The sequence below is a fragment of the Kitasatospora sp. NBC_01250 genome, from assembly GCF_036226465.1.
Taxonomy (GTDB): domain Bacteria; phylum Actinomycetota; class Actinomycetes; order Streptomycetales; family Streptomycetaceae; genus Kitasatospora.
Window position 1 is genome coordinate 3709203 of the sequence record NZ_CP108476.1, and the last position, 20435, is coordinate 3729637.

Annotated in this window: 14 protein-coding genes and 3 rRNA genes; 4 read left to right on the forward strand and 13 right to left on the reverse strand. The window is 69.0% G+C overall.

The window, feature by feature from the left end:
• Positions 1-2 precede the first annotated feature (2 nt).
• Genes OG500_RS15065 through OG500_RS15075 form a run of 3 tightly spaced genes read left to right on the forward strand, consistent with a single transcriptional unit; the run spans position 3 to position 3543 of the window.
• Complete coding sequence (locus OG500_RS15065) at positions 3-1205, forward strand: DUF4350 domain-containing protein (protein ID WP_329580630.1); 1203 nt, start codon at positions 3-5, stop codon at positions 1203-1205.
• Complete coding sequence (locus tag OG500_RS15070; protein WP_329580633.1) at positions 1202-2188, forward strand: AAA family ATPase; 987 nt, start codon at positions 1202-1204, stop codon at positions 2186-2188. Before OG500_RS15065 ends, OG500_RS15070 begins: the two co-directional genes overlap by 4 nt.
• Positions 2189-2232: 44 nt before the next feature.
• Positions 2233-3543, forward strand: a complete 1311-nt coding sequence (locus OG500_RS15075) for a DUF58 domain-containing protein (RefSeq protein WP_327067190.1) — start codon at positions 2233-2235, stop codon at positions 3541-3543.
• Positions 3544-3567: 24 nt separating this feature from the next.
• Here OG500_RS15075 and OG500_RS15080 read toward each other — a convergent pair whose 3' ends face one another.
• The 5 genes from OG500_RS15080 to OG500_RS15100 form a co-directional block, all read right to left on the reverse strand.
• Positions 3568-4260, reverse strand: a complete 693-nt coding sequence (locus OG500_RS15080) for a transposase (protein ID WP_329580635.1) — start codon at positions 4258-4260, stop codon at positions 3568-3570.
• Positions 4261-4344: 84 nt separating this feature from the next.
• Positions 4345-4461, reverse strand: a 5S ribosomal RNA gene (gene rrf / locus OG500_RS15085).
• An 83-nt stretch (positions 4462-4544) separates the two neighbouring features.
• Positions 4545-7663, reverse strand: a 23S ribosomal RNA gene (locus OG500_RS15090).
• Positions 7664-7940: 277 nt separating this feature from the next.
• Positions 7941-9462 (reverse strand): 16S ribosomal RNA (locus OG500_RS15095).
• The 16S, 23S and 5S rRNA genes sit together here, the layout of an rRNA operon.
• Positions 9463-10012: 550 nt before the next feature.
• The gene (locus OG500_RS15100) at positions 10013-11017 is read right to left on the reverse strand and encodes a stage II sporulation protein M (protein WP_327067192.1); all 1005 of its coding nucleotides are present in this window, start codon (positions 11015-11017) and stop codon (positions 10013-10015) included.
• A gap of 191 nt (positions 11018-11208) precedes the next feature.
• On the opposite strand from OG500_RS15100, the gene OG500_RS15105 reads away from it, so the two are divergent.
• A complete protein-coding gene (locus OG500_RS15105; RefSeq protein ID WP_329580638.1) occupies positions 11209-12141 on the forward strand; it encodes an RDD family protein in 933 nt (310 codons plus the stop codon).
• Between the two features lie 14 nt (positions 12142-12155).
• On the opposite strand, the gene OG500_RS15110 is transcribed toward OG500_RS15105, so the two are convergent.
• The 8 genes from OG500_RS15110 to OG500_RS15145 form a co-directional block, all read right to left on the reverse strand.
• Entirely contained in the window at positions 12156-12785 is a 630-nt protein-coding gene (locus OG500_RS15110) for a hypothetical protein (RefSeq protein WP_327067194.1), read from the reverse strand.
• A gap of 130 nt (positions 12786-12915) precedes the next feature.
• Complete coding sequence (ahcY, locus tag OG500_RS15115) at positions 12916-14364, reverse strand: adenosylhomocysteinase (RefSeq protein ID WP_329580641.1); 1449 nt, start codon at positions 14362-14364, stop codon at positions 12916-12918.
• Positions 14365-14620: 256 nt separating this feature from the next.
• Entirely contained in the window at positions 14621-15586 is a 966-nt protein-coding gene (locus OG500_RS15120; RefSeq protein WP_327067196.1) for a cation diffusion facilitator family transporter, read from the reverse strand.
• 10 nt (positions 15587-15596) lie between these two features.
• Positions 15597-16802, reverse strand: a complete 1206-nt coding sequence (manA, locus tag OG500_RS15125) for a mannose-6-phosphate isomerase, class I (protein ID WP_327071570.1) — start codon at positions 16800-16802, stop codon at positions 15597-15599.
• A gap of 71 nt (positions 16803-16873) precedes the next feature.
• Positions 16874-18079 (reverse strand): SIS domain-containing protein, encoded by a 1206-nt coding sequence (locus OG500_RS15130; protein ID WP_327067197.1) that lies wholly within the window; start codon positions 18077-18079, stop codon positions 16874-16876.
• A gap of 41 nt (positions 18080-18120) precedes the next feature.
• On the reverse strand, positions 18121-18303 hold the full coding sequence (locus OG500_RS15135) for a Trm112 family protein (protein ID WP_327067198.1): 183 nt from the start codon (positions 18301-18303) through the stop codon (positions 18121-18123).
• Positions 18304-18351: 48 nt separating this feature from the next.
• Entirely contained in the window at positions 18352-19749 is a 1398-nt protein-coding gene (locus tag OG500_RS15140) for a phosphomannomutase/phosphoglucomutase (protein WP_327067199.1), read from the reverse strand.
• 203 nt (positions 19750-19952) lie between these two features.
• A complete protein-coding gene (locus OG500_RS15145; protein ID WP_327067200.1) occupies positions 19953-20324 on the reverse strand; it encodes a DUF3499 domain-containing protein in 372 nt (123 codons plus the stop codon).
• Between the last annotated feature and the right edge of the window lie 111 nt (positions 20325-20435).

A 20435-nucleotide genomic window follows, 5' to 3' on the forward strand; every position in this document is an offset into this window, starting at 1 on the left:
CGGTGTCCCCCGAACCGGTGACCCCCGCGCCCGCCACCACGCTCACCCCGACAGTGCGTCAACTCTGGCGCCGCGGACGCTGGTTCCTGGCCGTTGCCGCCATCGTGCTGCTGGCCGGACTGCTGCTGGGCGGTCTGGGCGACAGCACCGACTACCCCTCGCTCGACCCGCGCTCGGCCGACCCCGACGGGGCCAAGGCCACCGCCCAACTCCTGCGCGCCCAGGGCATCACCGTCGACACCACCGCGGATCCCGGCCAACTCGCCGTCCCCGCCCGGGACGACACCGTGCTGCTGCCGCTGCCCGACCTGCTGACCGACGATCAGCTGAGCGCCCTGGCCGCCGCCGGCCACCACCGCCTGGTGCTGATCTCCCCCGACAGCTCGGCGCTGGACCTGCTCGCCCCCGGTGTCGAGGTCGCCGAGAACGGCGGACTGCCGCTCTCCGTCAGCTCCGCGAACGCCGCCCAGCAGTGCGCGCTGCCCGAGGCCGCACAGGCCGGCAGCGCCGAACTCGGCGGCCGGCTCTACCGGACCGACGGCCCCGCCACCGGCTGCTACCTGCGCAACGGCTACCCCGCGCTGGCCCGCACCACCCTGGCCAACGGCACCGAGGTGATCGTCCTCGGCTCCGGCCTCTTCCTCACCAACCAGCACCTGGCCCGGCAGGGCAACGCCGCGCTGGCACTCGGCCTGCTCGGCGCCCGGCCGCATTTCACCTGGTTCCTGCCCGACTACCAGGCGCTGCCGCCCGCCGAGCAGCAGAAGAGCTTCACGGACCTGATCCCGTACGGCTGGCGCTGGGCCGGCCTGCAACTGGCCCTCGCCACCGTGCTGGCCGCGCTCTGGCGGGCCCGCCGCCTCGGTCCCGTGGTCAGCGAGGAGCTGCCGGTGGTGGTCAGGGCCGCCGAGACCACCGAGGGCCGGGCCCGGCTCTACCACCGTGCCAAGGCCCGCGGCCGGGCCGCCGAGGCACTGCGCCGGGCCGCGCGGAACCGGCTGGCCCCGGTGCTCGGCGTGCCGCTGACGGCCGGTGAACCCGAGCCGACCGCACTGCTCACCGCACTCGCCGACCGGCTGGGCGACCGGCGCGAGCCGGGCGGACCGCACGGCCTGCTCTACGGCCCGCCGCCCACCGACGACGCCGCGCTGCTGCGGCTCGCGGACGACCTCGATGCCCTGGAAAGGCAGGTACGACACCCGTGACCGACCAGACCGCCCCCGAGCGGGCCGACGCCGCGACCGACCCCCGCAAGGCGCTCGGCGCCCTGCGCGCCGAGATCGGCAAGGCCGTGGTCGGCCAGGACCCCGCCGTCACGGGCCTGGTGGTCGCGCTGCTCTGCGGCGGCCACGTGCTGCTCGAAGGCGTCCCGGGCGTCGCCAAGACGCTGCTGATCCGCACGCTGTCCACCGCGCTGCGCCTGGAGACCAAGCGGATCCAGTTCACCCCCGACCTGATGCCCGGCGACGTCACCGGCTCGCTGGTCTACGACGCGCGCACCGCCGAGTTCTCCTTCCAGCCGGGTCCGGTCTTCACCAACCTGCTGCTCGCCGACGAGATCAACCGCACCCCGCCCAAGACCCAGGCCTCGCTGCTGGAGGCGATGGAGGAGCACCAGGTCACGGTGGACGGCGAGCCGCGCCCGCTGCCGGTGCCCTTCCTGGTCGCCGCGACCCAGAACCCGCTGGAGTACGAGGGCACCTATCCGCTGCCCGAGGCCCAGCTGGACCGCTTCCTGCTCAAGCTGATCCTGCCGCTGCCCGACCGCGACCAGGAGTTCCAGGTGCTGAGCCGGCACGCCGCCGGCTTCGACCCGCGCGACCTGCACGCCGCGGGCGTGCGCCCGGTGGCCGGCCCCGCCGACCTGGCCGCCGCCCGCGCCGAGATCGCGGGGCTCACCGTCTCCCCCGAGGTCCTCGCCTACATCGTCGACCTGTGCCGGGCCACCCGGACCTCGCCCTCGCTCTCGCTCGGCGTCTCCCCGCGCGGCGCCACCGCGCTGCTGGCCACCTCCCGGGCCTGGGCCTGGCTGGCCGGACGCGACTACGTCACCCCCGACGACGTGAAGGCGCTGGCCCTGCCCACCCTCCGGCACCGCGTCCAGCTGCGCGCCGAGGCCGAGATGGAGGGGGTCACCGCCGACTCGGTGATCCAGGCCGTGCTCGCCCAGACACCCGCGCCGCGCTGATCCCCGCCGCCCGCTGATCCCCCGCTGCCCCTAGGAGTCCGACCGTGGCCCTCACCGGCCGTACCGCCCTGCTCGCCGCCCTGGGCAGCCTGGTCGTGGGACTCCTGCTGCCCTCCTGGACGGGCGTCGGGACGGTCGGCGCGGTCCTGCTGCTGGGCGTCCTGGCCGACCTGCTGCTCGCGGCTCCCGTCCGCACCCTGCGGCTGGCGCGCGAGGGCGACGGATCGGTGCGGCTCGGCGAACCCGCCACCGTCTCGCTGACCGTGGCCAATCCCTCCCGACGCCCGCTGCGGGGCCGGCTGCGCGACGCCTGGGCCCCCTCCGCCTTCCGGCCCGGCACCGAGCTGACCGCCTCGCGGCACACCCTGCTGGTACCGCCGGGCGAGCGGCGCCGGGTCGGCACCGCGCTGCAGCCCACCCGGCGCGGTGACCACCACGCGCACCGGGTGACCATCCGCTCGCTCGGCCCGCTCGGCCTGGCGGGGCGACAGGGCTCGCACCAGGTCCCCTGGACGCTGCGTGCGCTGCCGCCCTTCGCCAGCCGCAAGCACCTGCCCTCGCGGCTCGCGCGGCTGCGTGAACTCGACGGGCGCACCTCGCTGTTGAGGCGCGGCCAGGGCACCGAGTTCGACAGCCTGCGCGAGTACCTGCCCGGCGACGACGTGCGCTCGATCGACTGGCGGGCCAGCGCGCGGCGCAACACCGTCGCCGTCCGCACCTGGCGGCCCGAACGCGACCGCCACATCCTGATCGTGCTCGACACCGGACGCACCTCGGCCGGCCGGGTCGGCGACGCGCCCCGGCTGGACGCCGCCCTGGACGCCGCACTGCTGCTCACCGCACTCGCCACCAAGGCCGGCGACCGGGTCGACCTGCTCGCCCACGACCTGCGCCCGCGCGCCTCGGTGCTCGGCCGCTCGGCCACCGAGGTGCTGCCCGCGGTCACCCACGCGATGGCCCTGCTGGAGCCCGCGCTGGTCGAAACCGACCTGCGGGCGCTGACGGCAGCCGTGCTGCGCATCGCCAACCGGCGCTCGCTGATCGTCCTGCTGACCGGCCTGGACGCGGGCCCCGCCGAGGACGGGCTGCTGCCGCTGCTGCCCCAACTCACCAAGCGCCACGAGGTGGTGGTGGCCGCGGTGGCCGACCCGCACCTGGACGAGCTGGCGGCGGGCCGGGGCACCCTCTCCGCCGTCTACGGCGCGGCTGCGGCCGAGCAGACCCGGGCCGACCGCCGCGCCACCGCCGACCGCCTCACCCGGCACGGCGTCACCGTCCTGGACGCGCCGCCGGCCACGCTGCCCCCGGCCCTCGCCGACACCTACCTCGCGCTCAAGGCCGCCGGGCGCCTGTAGCCACGCTCCGCGGCCATCCTCCGGTCAGCCGTACTGCGGCTTGATCCACACGTGCGCGGTACCGGAACCGCTCTCCTCGGCCTCCGACACGTCCAGCTCGGCCTCGGCGGCGGGCTCGTCGCTCTCGTTCCGCTCGGCCGCCGGCATCCAGGCGGCGATCCCCTGGGACAGCGCCGTCGCCGACGACGTGTCGCCGTGGAACGCCTCCCGAGCCGCCTGGTAGGCGAACCACCGCTCGACGTGGGCGAGCCAGGCCGCCTCGCTCGGTGCGAAGTGCATCGTCACCCGCGGGTGGGCACGCAGCCAGTTGACCACCGTCGGCGACTTGTGGGTGAAGTAGTTGTCGCAGATCAGGTGGAGTTCACCGCTCTCCGGCAACTCCCGCTCCAGCTGCGACAGGAAGCGGCGGAACTCGACTCCGCGCCGCCGGCGGTGCAGCGTGCCGAGCACCGTCTCCGTCGTGCTGTCGAGGCTGTCCAGCAAGGTCTGCACGGTGGCCGGCAACGGTTCGGCCTGACGCTGCCGCAGCTCCTCACGGAGCTTGGGACGAAGCATCGTGTCGGCATCGACGCGCAGCACCAGCACCCGCTCGGGCGGCGCCAGGTACATCGCGGCCACCTCGTGCGAGGTCTCCATCGCGAAAGGGTCGGTGGACAGGCCAAAGGGTTCGGGACGCGGCGCGGGTTCGGGGTGGGCCTTGCGGCCGGGGCGTGCCATAGGCCGATCGTAAGGGCCAGCAGCACCCGTCCAGAACGCAAGAAAGCCCCCTTCCCGAAGGAAGGGGGCTTTCTTGGAATAATTGTTCGGCGGCGTCCTACTCTCCCACAGGGTCCCCCCTGCAGTACCATCGGCGCTGTGAGGCTTAGCTTCCGGGTTCGGAATGTAACCGGGCGTTTCCCTCACGCTATGACCACCGAAACACTATGAAACTGTCGACCGGCAACCATCCGCATTCGGATGGGGGTCGTTGTTTCAGAACAACACAGTGGACGCGAGCAACTGAGGACAAGCCCTCGGCCTATTAGTACCGGTCAGCTCCACCCCTTACAGGGCTTCCACATCCGGCCTATCAACCCAGTCGTCTACTGGGAGCCTTACCCTCTCAAGGAGGTGGGAGTGCTCATCTCGAAGCAGGCTTCCCGCTTAGATGCTTTCAGCGGTTATCCCTCCCGAACGTAGCCAACCAGCCATGCCCTTGGCAGGACAACTGGCACACCAGAGGTTCGTCCGTCCCGGTCCTCTCGTACTAGGGACAGCCCTTCTCAACACTCCTACGCGCACAGCGGATAGGGACCGAACTGTCTCACGACGTTCTAAACCCAGCTCGCGTACCGCTTTAATGGGCGAACAGCCCAACCCTTGGGACCTACTCCAGCCCCAGGATGCGACGAGCCGACATCGAGGTGCCAAACCATCCCGTCGATATGGACTCTTGGGGAAGATCAGCCTGTTATCCCCGGGGTACCTTTTATCCGTTGAGCGACGGCGCTTCCACAAGCCACCGCCGGATCACTAGTCCCTGCTTTCGCACCTGCTCGACCCGTCGGTCTCACAGTCAAGCTCCCTTGTGCACTTACACTCAACACCTGATTGCCAACCAGGCTGAGGGAACCTTTGGGCGCCTCCGTTACTCTTTAGGAGGCAACCGCCCCAGTTAAACTACCCACCAGACACTGTCCCTGATCCGGATCACGGACCCAGGTTAGACATCCAGCACGACCAGAGTGGTATTTCAACGTCGACTCCACAACAACTGGCGTTGCCGCTTCAAAGTCTCCCACCTATCCTACACAAGCCGAACCGAACACCAATATCAAGCTATAGTAAAGGTCCCGGGGTCTTTCCGTCCTGCTGCGCGAAACGAGCATCTTTACTCGTAATGCAATTTCACCGGGCCTATGGTTGAGACAGTCGAGAAGTCGTTACGCCATTCGTGCAGGTCGGAACTTACCCGACAAGGAATTTCGCTACCTTAGGATGGTTATAGTTACCACCGCCGTTTACTGGCGCTTAAGTTCTCAGCTTCGCCCCGACGAATCAGAGCTAACCGGTCCCCTTAACGTTCCAGCACCGGGCAGGCGTCAGTCCGTATACATCGCCTTACGGCTTCGCACGGACCTGTGTTTTTAGTAAACAGTCGCTTCTCGCTGGTCTCTGCGGCCGGCCCCAGCTCGGGCAGCAAGTGCCTCCACCAGTTCCGGCCCCCCTTCTCCCGAAGTTACGGGGGCATTTTGCCGAGTTCCTTAACCATAGTTCACCCGAACGCCTCGGTATTCTCTACCTGACCACCTGAGTCGGTTTGGGGTACGGGCCGCCATGAAACTCGCTAGAGGCTTTTCTCGACAGCATAGGATCATCCACTTCACCACAATCGGCTCGGCATCAGGTCTCAGGCTCATGTTGTGCGGATTTGCCTACACAACGCCCTACACCCTTACCCCGGGACAACCACCGCCCGGGCTGGACTACCTTCCTGCGTCACCCCATCGCTCACCTAATACCCTGTTGGATCAGCGGCTCCACCACGTCCCATTGTCCGAAGACTCCGGGCCGGCTTCACGGCTTTAGCATTCAGAGGTTCAGCGTTGGCGCTTCAAAGCGGGTACGGGAATATCAACCCGTTGTCCATCGACTACGCCTGTCGGCCTCGCCTTAGGTCCCGACTTACCCTGGGCAGATCAGCTTGACCCAGGAACCCTTGGTCAATCGGCGCAAGAGTTTCCCACTCTTGTATCGCTACTCATGCCTGCATTCTCACTCGTATACCGTCCACGACTGGATTCCTCCGCCGCTTCACCCGGCACACGACGCTCCCCTACCCATCCACAGCGCCGTTGGGCGTATTCTGTGAATGACACGACTTCGGTGGTGTGCTTGAGCCCCGCTACATTGTCGGCGCGGAATCACTTGACCAGTGAGCTATTACGCACTCTTTCAAGGGTGGCTGCTTCTAAGCCAACCTCCTGGTTGTCTCTGCGACTCCACATCCTTTCCCACTTAGCACACGCTTAGGGACCTTAGTCGGTGTTCTGGGCTGTTTCCCTCTCGACCATGGAGCTTATCCCCCACAGTCTCACTGCCACGCTCTCACTTACCGGCATTCGGAGTTTGGCTAAGGTCAGTAACCCGGTAAGGCCCATCGCCTATCCAGTGCTCTACCTCCGGCAAGAAACACGTGACGCTGCACCTAAATGCATTTCGGGGAGAACCAGCTATCACGGAGTTTGATTGGCCTTTCACCCCTAACCACAGGTCATCCCCCAGGTTTTCAACCCTGGTGGGTTCGGTCCTCCACGCGGTCTTACCCGCGCTTCAACCTGCCCATGGCTAGATCACTCCGCTTCGGGTCTTGGGCATGCAACTCAACCGCCCTATTCGGACTCGCTTTCGCTACGGCTACCCCACACGGGTTAACCTCGCTACACACCGCAAACTCGCAGGCTCATTCTTCAAAAGGCACGCAGTCACGGCTGATCAGCAAGCTGACCAACGACGCTCCCACGGCTTGTAGGCACACGGTTTCAGGTACTATTTCACTCCGCTCCCGCGGTACTTTTCACCATTCCCTCACGGTACTATCCGCTATCGGTCACTAGGGAATATTTAGGCTTAGCGGGTGGTCCCGCCAGATTCACACGGAATTTCTCGGGCTCCGTGCTACTTGGGAGAAGCTCAAGTGAGCCGTACAAGTTTCGTCTACGGGGGTCTTACCCTCTACGCCGGACCTTTCGCATGTCCTTCGACTACCCATACGGTTTCTGACTCACCCGATCGCCGGCAGACGACCGAAGAACTTTCCCACGACCCCGAAGTGGCAACCCCTGCCGGGTCTCACACCACAACGGTTTAGCCTCATCCGGTTTCGCTCGCCACTACTCCCGGAATCACGGTTGTTTTCTCTTCCTGCGGGTACTGAGATGTTTCACTTCCCCGCGTTCCCTCCACATACCCTATGTGTTCAGGTATGGGTGACAGCCCATGACGACTGCCGGGTTTCCCCATTCGGACACCCCCGGATCAAAGCTCGGTTGACAGCTCCCCGGGGCCTATCGCGGCCTCCCACGTCCTTCATCGGTTCCTAGTGCCAAGGCATCCACCGTGCGCCCTTAAAAACTTGGCCACAGATGCTCGCGTCCACTGTGCAGTTCTCAAACAACGACCAGACACCCACCTACACAACCCGGCAAACACCAGGTCGGTCCGTGGGACCGGCACTGAGACAACGATTACTCGTTCCCTCAGGACCCAACAACGTGCCCGACACACCAGATCACCCGTAACCGTTCCACGCCGAAGCAGTACTAGGAAACAACCAACCCTGTGTGCCGAATAGTCAACGTTCCACCCATGAGCAAGCACTCCAGGACATTCGCCCGAAGCTGCCATGTGCTCCTTAGAAAGGAGGTGATCCAGCCGCACCTTCCGGTACGGCTACCTTGTTACGACTTCGTCCCAATCGCTGGTCCCACCTTCGACGGCTCCCTCCCAAGGGTTAGGCCACCGGCTTCGGGTGTTACCGACTTTCGTGACGTGACGGGCGGTGTGTACAAGGCCCGGGAACGTATTCACCGCAGCATGCTGATCTGCGATTACTAGCAACTCCAACTTCATGGGGTCGAGTTGCAGACCCCAATCCGAACTGAGGCCGGCTTTTTGGGATTCGCTCCACCTCACGGTATCGCAGCCCTTTGTACCGACCATTGTAGCACGTGTGCAGCCCAAGACATAAGGGGCATGATGATTTGACGTCGTCCCCACCTTCCTCCGAGTTGACCCCGGCAGTCTCCTGTGAGTCCCCATCACCCCGAAAGGCATGCTGGCAACACAGAACAAGGGTTGCGCTCGTTGCGGGACTTAACCCAACATCTCACGACACGAGCTGACGACAACCATGCACCACCTGTATACCGACCACAAGGGGGCGACTATCTCTAGCCGTTTCCGGTATATGTCAAGCCTTGGTAAGGTTCTTCGCGTTGCGTCGAATTAAGCCACATGCTCCGCTGCTTGTGCGGGCCCCCGTCAATTCCTTTGAGTTTTAGCCTTGCGGCCGTACTCCCCAGGCGGGGAACTTAATGCGTTAGCTGCGGCACCGACGACGTGGAATGTCGCCAACACCTAGTTCCCAACGTTTACGGCGTGGACTACCAGGGTATCTAATCCTGTTCGCTCCCCACGCTTTCGCTCCTCAGCGTCAGTAATGGCCCAGAGATCCGCCTTCGCCACCGGTGTTCCTCCTGATATCTGCGCATTTCACCGCTACACCAGGAATTCCGATCTCCCCTACCACACTCTAGCCTGCCCGTATCGAATGCAGACCCGGGGTTAAGCCCCGGGCTTTCACATCCGACGCGACAGGCCGCCTACGAGCTCTTTACGCCCAATAATTCCGGACAACGCTCGCACCCTACGTATTACCGCGGCTGCTGGCACGTAGTTAGCCGGTGCTTCTTCTGCAGGTACCGTCACTTGCGCTTCTTCCCTGCTGAAAGAGGTTTACAACCCGAAGGCCGTCATCCCTCACGCGGCGTCGCTGCATCAGGCTTTCGCCCATTGTGCAATATTCCCCACTGCTGCCTCCCGTAGGAGTCTGGGCCGTGTCTCAGTCCCAGTGTGGCCGGTCGCCCTCTCAGGCCGGCTACCCGTCGTCGCCTTGGTAGGCCATTACCCCACCAACAAGCTGATAGGCCGCGGGCTCATCCTGCACCGCCGGAGCTTTCCACCAACCCCCATGCAGAGGAAGGTCGTATCCGGTATTAGACCCCGTTTCCAGGGCTTGTCCCAGAGTGCAGGGCAGATTGCCCACGTGTTACTCACCCGTTCGCCACTGATCCACCCCGAAGGGCTTCACCGTTCGACTTGCATGTGTTAAGCACGCCGCCAGCGTTCGTCCTGAGCCAGGATCAAACTCTCCGTGAATGTTTACCCGTAATCGGGTCGACACCCGCGTTGAGCGGCACGACAACCACCGGAATAGGGTGGCCTCGCGCACTGCGTCCTCGCTAGTGTTTTACTTCAAAAGGAATCTCCAACCCCAGTCCGAAGACCAAGGCCGGGGATGTCAACATATCTGGCGTTGACTTTTGGCACGCTGTTGAGTTCTCAAGGAACGGACGCTTCCTTTGCAGCCACTTCCGTGGCCCCTCCGGGCGCTTCGTTCTTTCGTGTTCTTAGCTTATCAGATCCGATTCGCGCCGTTTGCCGGCCGATTTCTTCTCCGAAATCCCGCTGAGGGGATTTCCTTTGGCTGACCAGCAAAGCCTAGCAAAGACTTTTTCCTGGTTTACCTCGGGGTTTGACTTGCCGGGCCGCATCCGTGGACGCCCTGCCTCGACTTGCCGTGTCGTAGACACTACAGCTCGTTCGGTCCTGTTGTCCAGTCCGAGCCAACCGTTCGAATCTACTAGCCGTTCGTTGCTGTGTCAACAGTTCCGGCGGCGTGAAGAGAAGACTACCAGGTCAGAAGGGGTCAGGCCGCCACCGGCTGGAGGTCCCCACGGTCGGCGGCGGCAACGTCGCCGGTCTCGCCGGCAGCCGCGGCTCGACGGCCCAGGACGAGGGCGTAGAGCAGGAAGAGCACCTCGGCCGTGACGCCGATGCCGATCCGCGCCCAGGTGGGGAGGCCAGACGGGGTGACGAAGGCTTCGAGCAGGCCGCTGACGAAGAGCACCGCGGTCAGGCCCATCGCCATGCCGATGGTGGCCCGGCCCTGCTCGGCCAGGGCGACGGTGCGCTTGCGCGGGCCGGGGTCGATCACCGTCCAGCCCAAGCGCAGGCCCATCCCGCCGGCGACGAAGACGGCGGTCAGCTCGAGCAGGCCGTGCGGCAGCAGCAGGCCGAGGAAGAGGTCGAGGCGACCGGCCGAGGCCATCAGGCCGATGCCGACCGCGAGGTTGAGGACGTTCTGCGCCAGGACATAGAGGACCGGCAGGCCGAGGAAGACGCCGAAGACCAGGCACTGGGCGGCGATCCAGGCGTTGTTCGTCCAGACCTGGGCGGCGAAGGAGCTGGCCGGACGGTCCGTGTAGTAGGCCTGGTAGGCGCCGCCGGGCCGGGTCATCTCACGCAGTTGGCTGGGCGTGGCCATGCTGTCCCGGACCTCGGGGTGGGTGGCTATCCACCAGGAGATCAGCGCGGTGCCCAGCAGTGAGAGCAGTGCGATCGACAGCCACCAGCGGCGGGAGCGGTAGAGCGCGGCGGGGAAGCCGGCCGCGAAGTAGTGGCCCACCTCGCGCCAGCTGCTGGCCCGCCGGCCGGTGACCGCGTTGCGGGACCTGGCGACCAGCGTGGTCAGGCGACCGACCAGGACCGGATCCGGCGCGCTGGCCTGCACCCGGGCCAGTTGACCCGTCACCCGCTGGTAGAGGGCGACCAGTTCGTCCGCCTCCTCGCCACTGAGCCGGCGCCGCTTGCTGAGGGTCTCCAGGCGCGCCCACTGTGCTTGGTGGGCGGCGACGAAGACGTCCAGATCCATCCGGGTCACTCCAAGGTGGCGATGCGGCGCGGGGCAACGGCTGGGCTCAGCTTGCCAGAGGTCCCGGCGGGCGAGGCGGCCCTTCCCGGGCTTCTGGCGGCCCCGTATGTTGGGCCCCTGAAGATCGGGGGCGGGCGGCGGGCCCGTCTTCCGGATCCCGGACGGAACGGGCTGGTGCGATGAGTGACCTGGTGACGGGTGAAGCCGTCGTCCTCGGGCTGCGGACGGCGAAGCTGCCGAGCCGCGCACTGGCCGTCCTGCTGGACTTGCTGGTGGAGTTCACCGGGTTCTTCCTGACCGCGCTGCTGCTGATGACCTCGCTCTCCGACCTGGACGGCGCAGCCGCGGCGGCCCTGGTGATCTGCCTGCTGGTCTTCTTCCTGGTGGCCCTGCCGGTCCTGGTGGAGACGCTCTCGCACGGCCGGTCGCTGGGCAAGGCGGCCCTGGGGCTGCGCGTGGTGCGCGTCGACGGCGGGCCCGCGAGCTTCCGGCACGCGCTGGTGCGCGCGCTGGTCGGCATCTTCGAGATCATCATGCTCACCGGGGTGCCCGCCGTGATCAGCTCGCTGGTCTCGGCCGAAGGGCGGCGGCTCGGTGATGTGTTCGCGGGCACCCTGGTGGTGCGCGAACGGGTGCCCGCGGGCCGCACGGACGGTCTGCCGACCGCGCCGCCACCGCAGGTGATGCATGCGCTGGGGTCGGAGCTGGTGCGCCTGGACCTGTCGGCCGTACCCGAGGGGCTCTGGCTCGCCGTTCGTCAACTCCTGAGTCGCAGCGATCAGTTGGATGGACAGGTAGCCCTCACGATGGCGCAGCGGCTCGCCGGTGACGTGGCCCTGCGGGTCGGCTGGCCGGTACCGGCCGGGCTGCACCCGGCGATGTACCTGGCAGCGGTGCTCACCGAGCGGCAGCGGCGCGACTGGCAGCGCGCGACCGGCACGAGCGCGGCACCCGGCTACGGCGTGACCCCGGGATACGGCACCCAGCCGCTGCACAGCACGCCGCCGCCGGTGTCGCCGGCCGCTCCCGCCCAGCCGACCCCCGCACCGGCCGCACCACCCGCTCCGCCCGCGACGCCGGCGCCGCCCGCACCGAACGCGGGCGGTTTCGCGCTGCCCGGCTGACCGGGTGGGGCGGCTCAGTCCCAGCTCGGCCAGGCGTTCGGCGGACCCTCCAACTCCTCCAGCTCGATCCCCGGCGCCGCCAGCAACACGTCGCCCGCCAGGTGGATCTCCCGCTGCTCACCCGTCTCCAGGTCGGCCACCTGGTAGCGCTCGACCAGCAGCGGCCCGGAATCGGTCGGGTGCTGCTCCGTCTCCTGCAGGGTCCAGCCCTGGTCGAAGGTCCGCGGGGCCAGCGCCGTGCCGTGGAAGGCGACCAGCCGCACCCGCGCGCTCGCTCCCGGCGCCAGCCGCAGCAGACGGGCGGTGGCGATCAGGAAGGCGGGCGAGTCACCGGCGAAGCCGTGCGCGCGGTCGTGCCCCTCGGTGGCCGAGGCGCCGGTCGGGTCGTCCGGATCGGTGCGCACCCAGGCCACTCCGTCCACCGCTCCCCCGCGCACCTGCCAGCCGCCGGCGCGCAGCTCCATGCGCAGCGGGCGGCTTCGCGAGTCGAGGGTGAGGTCGACGGTGCCCAGCGTGCCGCCGTCCGGTGCGTAGGTCTTGGAGACGTAGCGCCAGCCCGCCGGGCCGGGTGCGCAGCTGAAGCGCTCCTCGCCCAGCAGGACGTGGTCGTGGGGGTCGTGCAGCGAGTAACGGCCGTTGGGCATGGCCAGCAGCCTATGCCGGAGTCGAACGCCGGCGCGGCCGAGACCCACGTGCCGGTGGGCCGACCCGCCCGCACACGACTGAGCCCGGTGCCGCGTCGCGTGCGGCACCGGGCTCAGTCGGACGTCATCGTCAGTAGCGGTACTGCTCCGACTTGTACGGGCCCTCGACCGGGACGCCGATGTAGTCGGCCTGCTCCTTGCTCAGAACGGTGAGCTTGACGCCCAACGCGTCCAGGTGCAGGCGGGCGACCTTCTCGTCCAGGTGCTTGGGCAGCACGTAGACGCCGATCGGGTACTCGTCCGTCTTGGTGAACAGCTCGATCTGCGCGATGGTCTGGTTCGCGAAGGAGTTGGACATCACGAAGGACGGGTGGCCGGTCGCGTTGCCGAGGTTCAGCAGGCGGCCCTCGGACAGGATGATGATGGTGTGGCCGTCCTCGAAGCGCCACTCGTGGACCTGCGGCTTGACCTCGGTCTTCACGATGCCGGGGAGCTTGGCGAGGCCCGCCATGTCGAGCTCGTTGTCGAAGTGGCCGATGTTGCCGACGATCGCCTGGTGCTTCATCTTCACCATGTCCGAGGCGAGGATGATGTCCTTGTTGCCCGTGGTGGTGATGAAGATGTCGCCGATCGAGATGACCTCGTCCAGCGTGGTGACCTGGTAGCCGTCCATCGCCGCCTGCAGCGCGCAGATCGGGTCGATCTCGGTGACGATGACCCGGGCGCCCTGGCCGCGCAGCGACTCGGCGCAGCCCTTGCCGACGTCGCCGTAGCCGCAGACGACCGCGACCTTGCCGCCGATCAGCACGTCGGTGGCGCGGTTGATGCCGTCGATCAGCGAGTGGCGGCAGCCGTACTTGTTGTCGAACTTCGACTTGGTGACCGAGTCGTTGACGTTGATCGCCGGGAAGAGCAGCTGGCCGTCCCGGTGCATCTCGTACAGGCGGTGCACGCCGGTGGTGGTCTCCTCGGTGACGCCCTTGATGGTGGCGGCGACCTCGGTCCACTTGCGCGGGGACTCGGCCAGGGTGCGGTTGAGCAGCTCCAGGATGATCCGGAACTCGTCGTTGTCGGCGGTCGACGGGTCCGGCGCGGCGCCGGCCTTCTCGAACTCCACGCCCTTGTGGATCAGCAGCGTGGCGTCACCGCCGTCGTCCAGGATCATGTTGGGGGTCTGGCCGTTCGGCCAGGTCAGCGCCTGCTCGGTGCACCACCAGTACTCCTCCAGGGTCTCGCCCTTCCAGGCGAAGACCGGGACGCCCTGGGGGTTCTCCGCGGTGCCCTCCGGGCCGACCGCGATCGCGGCGGCCGCGTGGTCCTGGGTGGAGAAGATGTTGCAGGAGCACCAGCGGACCTCGGCGCCCAGCGCGGTGAGCGTCTCGATCAGCACGGCGGTCTGCACGGTCATGTGCAGCGAGCCGGTGATCCGGGCGCCGGCCAGCGGCTGGCTGGCGGCGAACTCCTTGCGGATCGACATCAGGCCGGGCATCTCGTGCTCGGCCAGCTGGATCTCCTTGCGGCCGAACGGGGCCAGGGAGAGGTCGGCGACCTTGAAGTCACCGGTGGTGTTCGACGACATGCGTGGGTACTCCTCGCTGCGTGGGCCTATGCGTACGGGTGTGCTTGACGGCAGAGCGGCCACCTGGGCGGCGCCCTGCTGCGCGGCACAATCCGTCGGAGGACCTCTCTCCCTCGACCCGGGGTCAGACCGGATCGACCGCCATCTGCAGCGACGTTTGGCACTGGTGACGAATCTACACCGCGGGCGCACGACCGCGGGGCGCACCGGCGGGATTCGGCCGCGCTGCGTCCGGTCACCCCGGGTGGGACAGGACCTAGTGTCCCGGCCCGCCGGGGGTGGCCTCGGGGTCCGGGCCGGCCGCGGCCTTCTCGGCCGAGTAGATGTCGGGCTCCAGGTAGATCGCGCGGGCGATCGGCACGGCCGCGCGCACCCGGACCTCGGCCTCGTCGATGGTCCTGGCGATCTGCTCGGCGCTCTCCTCGCGGCGCACCCCGATCTTCGCGGCCACCAGCAGCTCCTCCGGTCCCACGTGCAGGGTGCGCAGGTGGATCACACCGGTGATCGTGTCGCCCTCCAGCAGCGCGTCCCGGATCCGCTCGACGGAATGCCTGTCGGCCGACTCGCCGATCAGCAGCGACTTGGTCTCCAGCGCCAGCACCACGGCGATGGTGCCGAGCAGCAGCCCGATCGCCAGGGTGCCCACGCCGTCCCAGATCCCGTCGCCGGTCAGCACGGTGAGCCCGACGCCGAGCAGCGCCAGCACCAGACCGATCAGCGCGCCGGCGTCCTCCAGCAGGACCACCGGCAGCTCGGGGGCCTTGGCCCGGCGGATGTAACCGACCCAGCCCAGCGCGCCCTTGGCCGCCGAGGCCTCGCGCACCGCGGTGCGGAAGGACCAGCCCTCCATCGCGACGGCGAACAGCAGCACGCCCACCGCCCAGCCCCAGCCGTGCAGTTCGTGCGGGTGGCGGATCTTCTCCGCGCCTTCGTAGAGCGCGAAGAGCCCGCCGAGGCTGAAGAGCACGATGGCGACCAGGAAGCCGTAGACGTAGCGCTCGCGCCCGTAGCCGAAGGGGTGCTCCTCGTCGGCCTCCCGGCGCGCGCGCTTGCCGCCGATCAGCAGCAGTACCTGGTTGCCGGAGTCGGCGACCGAGTGCACTCCCTCGGCGAGCATCGAGGAGGACCCGGTGAACGCGAAGGCGGCGAACTTGCTGACCGCGATGGCCAGATTGGCGCTGAGCGCCGCGATCAGTGCCCTGGTGCCGCCCTCGGTGCTCACCGGTGGGGCCTCAGAGGGTGACGGTGGCGCGGAACAGCACGCCCTCGCCGGTCAGGGTGGTGGCGGTGCCGGTGGCCGGCAGGTAGGCGGACTGGCCCTTGGCCAGTTCCAGTCGCCGGCCGGCGGCGTCGGCCAGGGTGATCGCGCCCTCGGTGCAGAGCAGGATCTGGGCGCTGCGCCCGGCCACCTGGCGCTCGGTGCCCGCGGTCAGGGCGAAGCGGGAGAGGCGGAACTCGTCGATCGGGACCGGGAACAGCTCCTCGCCGTCCTCGCTCGCCGCCGGATGCTGCACGCCCGGGTCGCCGGCCTCGAAGACGACCACGTCGAGCAGCTCGGGGACGTCGATGTGCTTGGGGGTCAGCCCGCAGCGCAGCACGTTGTCGGAGTTGGCCATGATCTCCACGCCGGTGCCCTTGAGGTAGGCGTGCGGGACGCCCGCGCCGAGGTAGAGCGCGTCACCGGGCTGCAGCTGGACGAAGTTGAGCAGCAGCGCGGCCAGCACACCGGCGTCGCCGGGGAAGTGCTTGGCGGCGTACGCGTAGCCGGCCCAGGCGGGCGCCCAGGGCGAGGCGGGCTCGGCGGCCAGCGAGCGGTCCAGCGCGTCGGCCACCTCCTTGACGGTGACCGCGACGACCGAGGGGTCGGTGGTGAGCACGATGGCCAGGGTCTCGCGCAGCGCCTGGGCCTCGGGCTTGGTGCGCAGCAGGTCGATCAGCGGGGCCAGGCCCGGAACGCCGAGCCCCTCCATCAGCTCGGCGGTGGCCAGCGGGTCGCGGAAGCCGCACAGGCCGTCGAACGGCTCGAGCGCGCAGATCAGCTCGGGCTTGTGGTTGGCGTCCTTGTAGTTGCGGTGGCCGGCCTCGACCGGCACCCCGGCGGCCTCCTCGGCGGCGAACCCGGCCCGGGCCTGGGCCAGCGAGGGGTGCACCTGGAGCGAGAGCGGGATCTCGGCGGCCAGCACCTTGAGCAGGAACGGCAGCGTCGGGCCGAACTTCGCGACGGCCTCGGCGCCCAGCTCGCCGGCCGGGTCCGCGGCGATCACCTCGTTGAGCGCCTGGGGGCCGGCACCACGGTCCACCCGGGAGGGCTCGCCGGGGTGGGCGCCCAGCCACAGCTCGGCCTGCGGCTCACCGGTGGGCTGCTCACCGAGCAGGGCCGGGATCGCGGTGGTCGAACCCCAGGCATACGGGCGGACGGTGTTGGCGAGGCGGTCCATGTAGCGGCCCTGCTCCTTATCGGTGTGCTGCACAACGTGTTCGAGGCCCTCAGACCCTAGCCGACCAGGCCTCAGTGCTGTTCGGCCAGTGCGAGGTAGACGGCGGCGAAGTCGGTCAGCGCGATCAGCTCGGCCAGCGCGTGCACCGGCTCGGGGCGCAGGCCGGCCAGCTCGGTCAACCGGACCTCGTGGTCGGCGAGGAGGCGGCGGGCGCGGCGCACGGTCGGGGTGGCCGGGCCGGGCTCCGGCACGGCCTCCGGCTCGACGGGCTCGGCGCCCGGCAGCTCCTCGCGCGGGGTGTGCCGCAGCAGCAGGACCTGCAGGGTCAGCGGGTCCGGCTCGTCGATCCGGTCGCGGAAGAAGTCCGCCGGGTCCGCGCCGGTGCCGAACCGGCCGGTGATCATGCCCCGGTGGGTGCTGAGCACCTGCGGCAGCTGCCCGGCGACGGCCGGGCGCCCGGCCCGGTCGGCGAGCACCGCGGTGAACCGCTCGGCGGCCACCGCGGCCAGCGGGCCCTCGCTCCACAGCAGCGGGACGGTGCCGGAGAGCTGGGCGGCCAGCTCCTTGGCGGGGTTGCGGTAGGCGGCGGCGTCCGGCCGGTGGCGCACCGCCAGCTCGTCCAACAGGTCGGCGGTGGCCTCCAGTTGCGCGGTGGGGGCGTCGATCACGCCGATCCGGTCGGCCAGCGCGAGCAGCGGGGTGAGGAAGGCCCACAGGGCGCCCAGCTCCTCCGCCGGGAGGTCGGGCTCGCGCGCCTCGGGCACCTCCTCCAGCGGGGTGGCCGGCACGTACGGCAGCGGCATCCCGCGCACCTGGAGCGCGGCCTCGGCCAGCGGGCGGCCCTCGGGGGCGATCACCGCGATAGCGCAGCCGCGGCCGTACGCCTGCTCGGCGAGGCTGATCAGGCCGGCCTCGGTGCCGTCGGAGGAGCAGAGCACCAGCAGGTCGAGCGGTCCGGCCCAGCCGGGCAGCTGCCAGCTGAGGCCTTCGCTGAAGAGGGCGGCGGGCCGGGCGTCCACCGGGGCCAGCGGCTGGACCAGGGTCCCGTTGCCGGCCAGCGCGGCCAGCGCCTGACCGGCCGTCAGCGCGCTGCCGTGTCCGGCGACCAGGATGCCGCGCGGGTGTCCGTCCGGCTGCAGTGAGCCCAGGCCCGCGGCCTCGGCCAGCCGCAGCGCGGTGCGGACCCGGGCGCCGGCGGCGGCCAGCATGAGCAGGGCGTGCTCCCGGTCGGCGCGCTGGAGGGCGGCCGGGTCGTCGAGCAGACTGTCGTCGAGCATGCGGCTGGACCTCCTGGTCCGCTCTCTGCGGTGACGGGACCTCAGGCGGGGCGGCGGGCCTCGTCCACGAGGAGCACCGGGATGCCGTCGCGGACCGGGTAGGCCAGGCCGCAGTCGGCGCCGGTGCAGATCAGCTCGGGCTGGTCGGCCTCGCCGCTCTCGCGCAGCGCGGCATGGCAGCTCGGGCAGACCAGGATCTCCAGCAGGAACGGTTCGAGCGTCATGGTGTACGGGCTCCGTCGGGTCGTTCGGGTGGCGCGACGAACAACGGATCAGGCGCGGACGATCGCCAGCACCGCGTCGCGCAGCTCGGCCATCTTGGCCGGGTCCTTGGCCTCGACGTTCAGGCGCAGCAGCGGCTCGGTGTTGGAGGCGCGCAGGTTGAACCACCAGTCGGCGCCGGCGATGGTCAGGCCGTCCAGCTCGTCGACCTTGACGCCCTCCAGCGAACCGTAGGCGGCGCGGACCTCGGCGGCCTTGGCGGCCTGGTCGGCGACCTCGCTGTTGATCTCGCCGGAGGCCGCGTAGCGGTCGTACTCGGCGGTCAGCGCGGAGAGCGTGCCCTGCTGGCCACCGAGCGCGGCGAGCACGTGCAGCGCGGCCAGCATGCCGGTGTCGGCACGCCAGAAGTCGCGGAAGTAGTAGTGCGCGGAGTGCTCGCCACCGAAGATCGCGTCGGTCTCGGCCATCTCCTGCTTGATGAAGGAGTGGCCGACCCGGGTGCGCACGGCCTTGCCGCCGTGCTCGGCGACGACCTCGGGCACGGTCCAGGAGGTGATCAGGTTGTGGATGATCGTGGCGTTCGGCTCGCCGTTGGCCCGGGCCCGGGCCAGCTCGCGCACCGCGACCAGGGCGGTGATCGCGGACGGGGAGACCGGCTCGCCGCGCTCGTCGATCACGAAGCAGCGGTCGGCGTCGCCGTCGAAGGCCAGACCGATGTCGGCGCCGACCTCCTTGACCTTGGCCTGCAGGTCGACCAGGTTCTTCGGGTCGAGCGGGTTGGCCTCGTGGTTGGGGAAGGTGCCGTCCAGCTCGAAGTACATCGGGACGACGTCGAGCGGCAGGCCCTCGAGGACGGTCGGGACGGTGTGGCCGCCCATGCCGTTGCCCGCGTCCACCGCGACCTTGAGCGGGCGGATCGCGGTGAGGTCGACCAGGCCGAGCAGGTGGTCGGCGTAGCCGCGCAGGGTGTCCTGCTGGGTCAGCACGCCCGGCTTCACGTCCACGGCCGGCACCGTCACGCTCTCGACCCCGTCGGCATCCTCGTGCAGCCAGGACTGCACCAGCTCCCGGATGTCCGCCAGGCCGGTGTTCTCGCCCACCGGGGCGGCACCCTTGCGGCAGAGCTTGATGCCGTTGTACTGCGCCGGGTTGTGGCTCGCGGTGAACATCGCGCCGGGCAGGTCCAGCTTGCCGCTCGCGTAGTACAGCTGGTCGGTCGAGCACAGGCCGATCTCGGTGACATCGGCACCGCGGGCGGCGGCGCCCTCGGCGAAGGCCCGGCTCAGGCTCGGCGAGGAGGGGCGCATGTCATGGCCGACCACGATCGCGGTCGCGCCGGTGACCTGCACGAATGCGGCGCCGAAGGCACGGGACAGGTTCTCGTCCCACTGGTCCGGGACGACGCCTCGGACGTCGTACGCCTTCACGAGCTGCTTGAGGTCGCGCACTGCGGCTCCACCCTGGTCTGTGTACGGGATCGGGCTCCGGTCGGCCCACGGTCACGATACGTCGCGCCACGGGTACGGGTGACCACAGGGCCCCGTCCCGGGCAGGGGAGCAGCGTACCGGGTGCGGGTGTCGGCTTCGGAACGCTTCGTGATCCCGTCCCGGTCCTGGCCCCGCTCCTGATACGACCCGGGCGCGGCGGGGATCAGTTCTCGGGCGAGCGGAGCACCCGCAGGTGCGCCCGGCGGCCGACCTCGGCGGGATCGACCTCGGCGGGCCGCACCGGGCGCGGACCGCGGTCCTGCGGGCGGGCCGCCTCGCGCACGGCGTTGGCCAGCGCCTCCAGGTCGTCGCTGCTGCGGCGCATCGGGCCGCCCTCGGTGGCCAGGCGGACCACCTCCCAGCCGCGCGGAGCGGTCAGCCGCTCGGCGTGCTCGGCGCACAGGTCGTAGCAGTGCGGTTCGGCGTAGGTGGCGAGCGGGCCGAGTACCGCCGTGGAGTCGGCGTACACGTACGTCAGGGTCGCCACGGCCGGTCGGCCGCACGCGGTCCGCGAACAACGACGTACAGGGCTCACGAGGGTGGACGGTACCGCAACCACGCCCGGCTGGCTAAGACCCGGTGCGTCGCGATGGTTCGTGTCGCGTCCCGGCGGGCTCGCGGGCCGGCTCGGATCGGTGTCCGCATG

What these genes read in the sequence shown, in the direction of transcription:
- OG500_RS15130 (WP_327067197.1), bottom strand. Translation starts at nt 18,079, where the DNA reads ATGCTCGACGACAGTCTGCTCGACGACCCGGCCGCCCTCCAGCGCGCC.
- OG500_RS15135 (WP_327067198.1), bottom strand. Translation starts at nt 18,303, where the DNA reads ATGACGCTCGAACCGTTCCTGCTGGAGATCCTGGTCTGCCCGAGCTGC.
- OG500_RS15080 (WP_329580635.1), bottom strand. Translation starts at nt 4,260, where the DNA reads ATGGCACGCCCCGGCCGCAAGGCCCACCCCGAACCCGCGCCGCGTCCC.
- ahcY (WP_329580641.1), bottom strand. Translation starts at nt 14,364, where the DNA reads ATGTCGTCGAACACCACCGGTGACTTCAAGGTCGCCGACCTCTCCCTG.
- OG500_RS15110 (WP_327067194.1), bottom strand. Translation starts at nt 12,785, where the DNA reads ATGCCCAACGGCCGTTACTCGCTGCACGACCCCCACGACCACGTCCTG.
- manA (WP_327071570.1), bottom strand. Translation starts at nt 16,802, where the DNA reads ATGGACCGCCTCGCCAACACCGTCCGCCCGTATGCCTGGGGTTCGACC.
- OG500_RS15100 (WP_327067192.1), bottom strand. Translation starts at nt 11,017, where the DNA reads ATGGATCTGGACGTCTTCGTCGCCGCCCACCAAGCACAGTGGGCGCGC.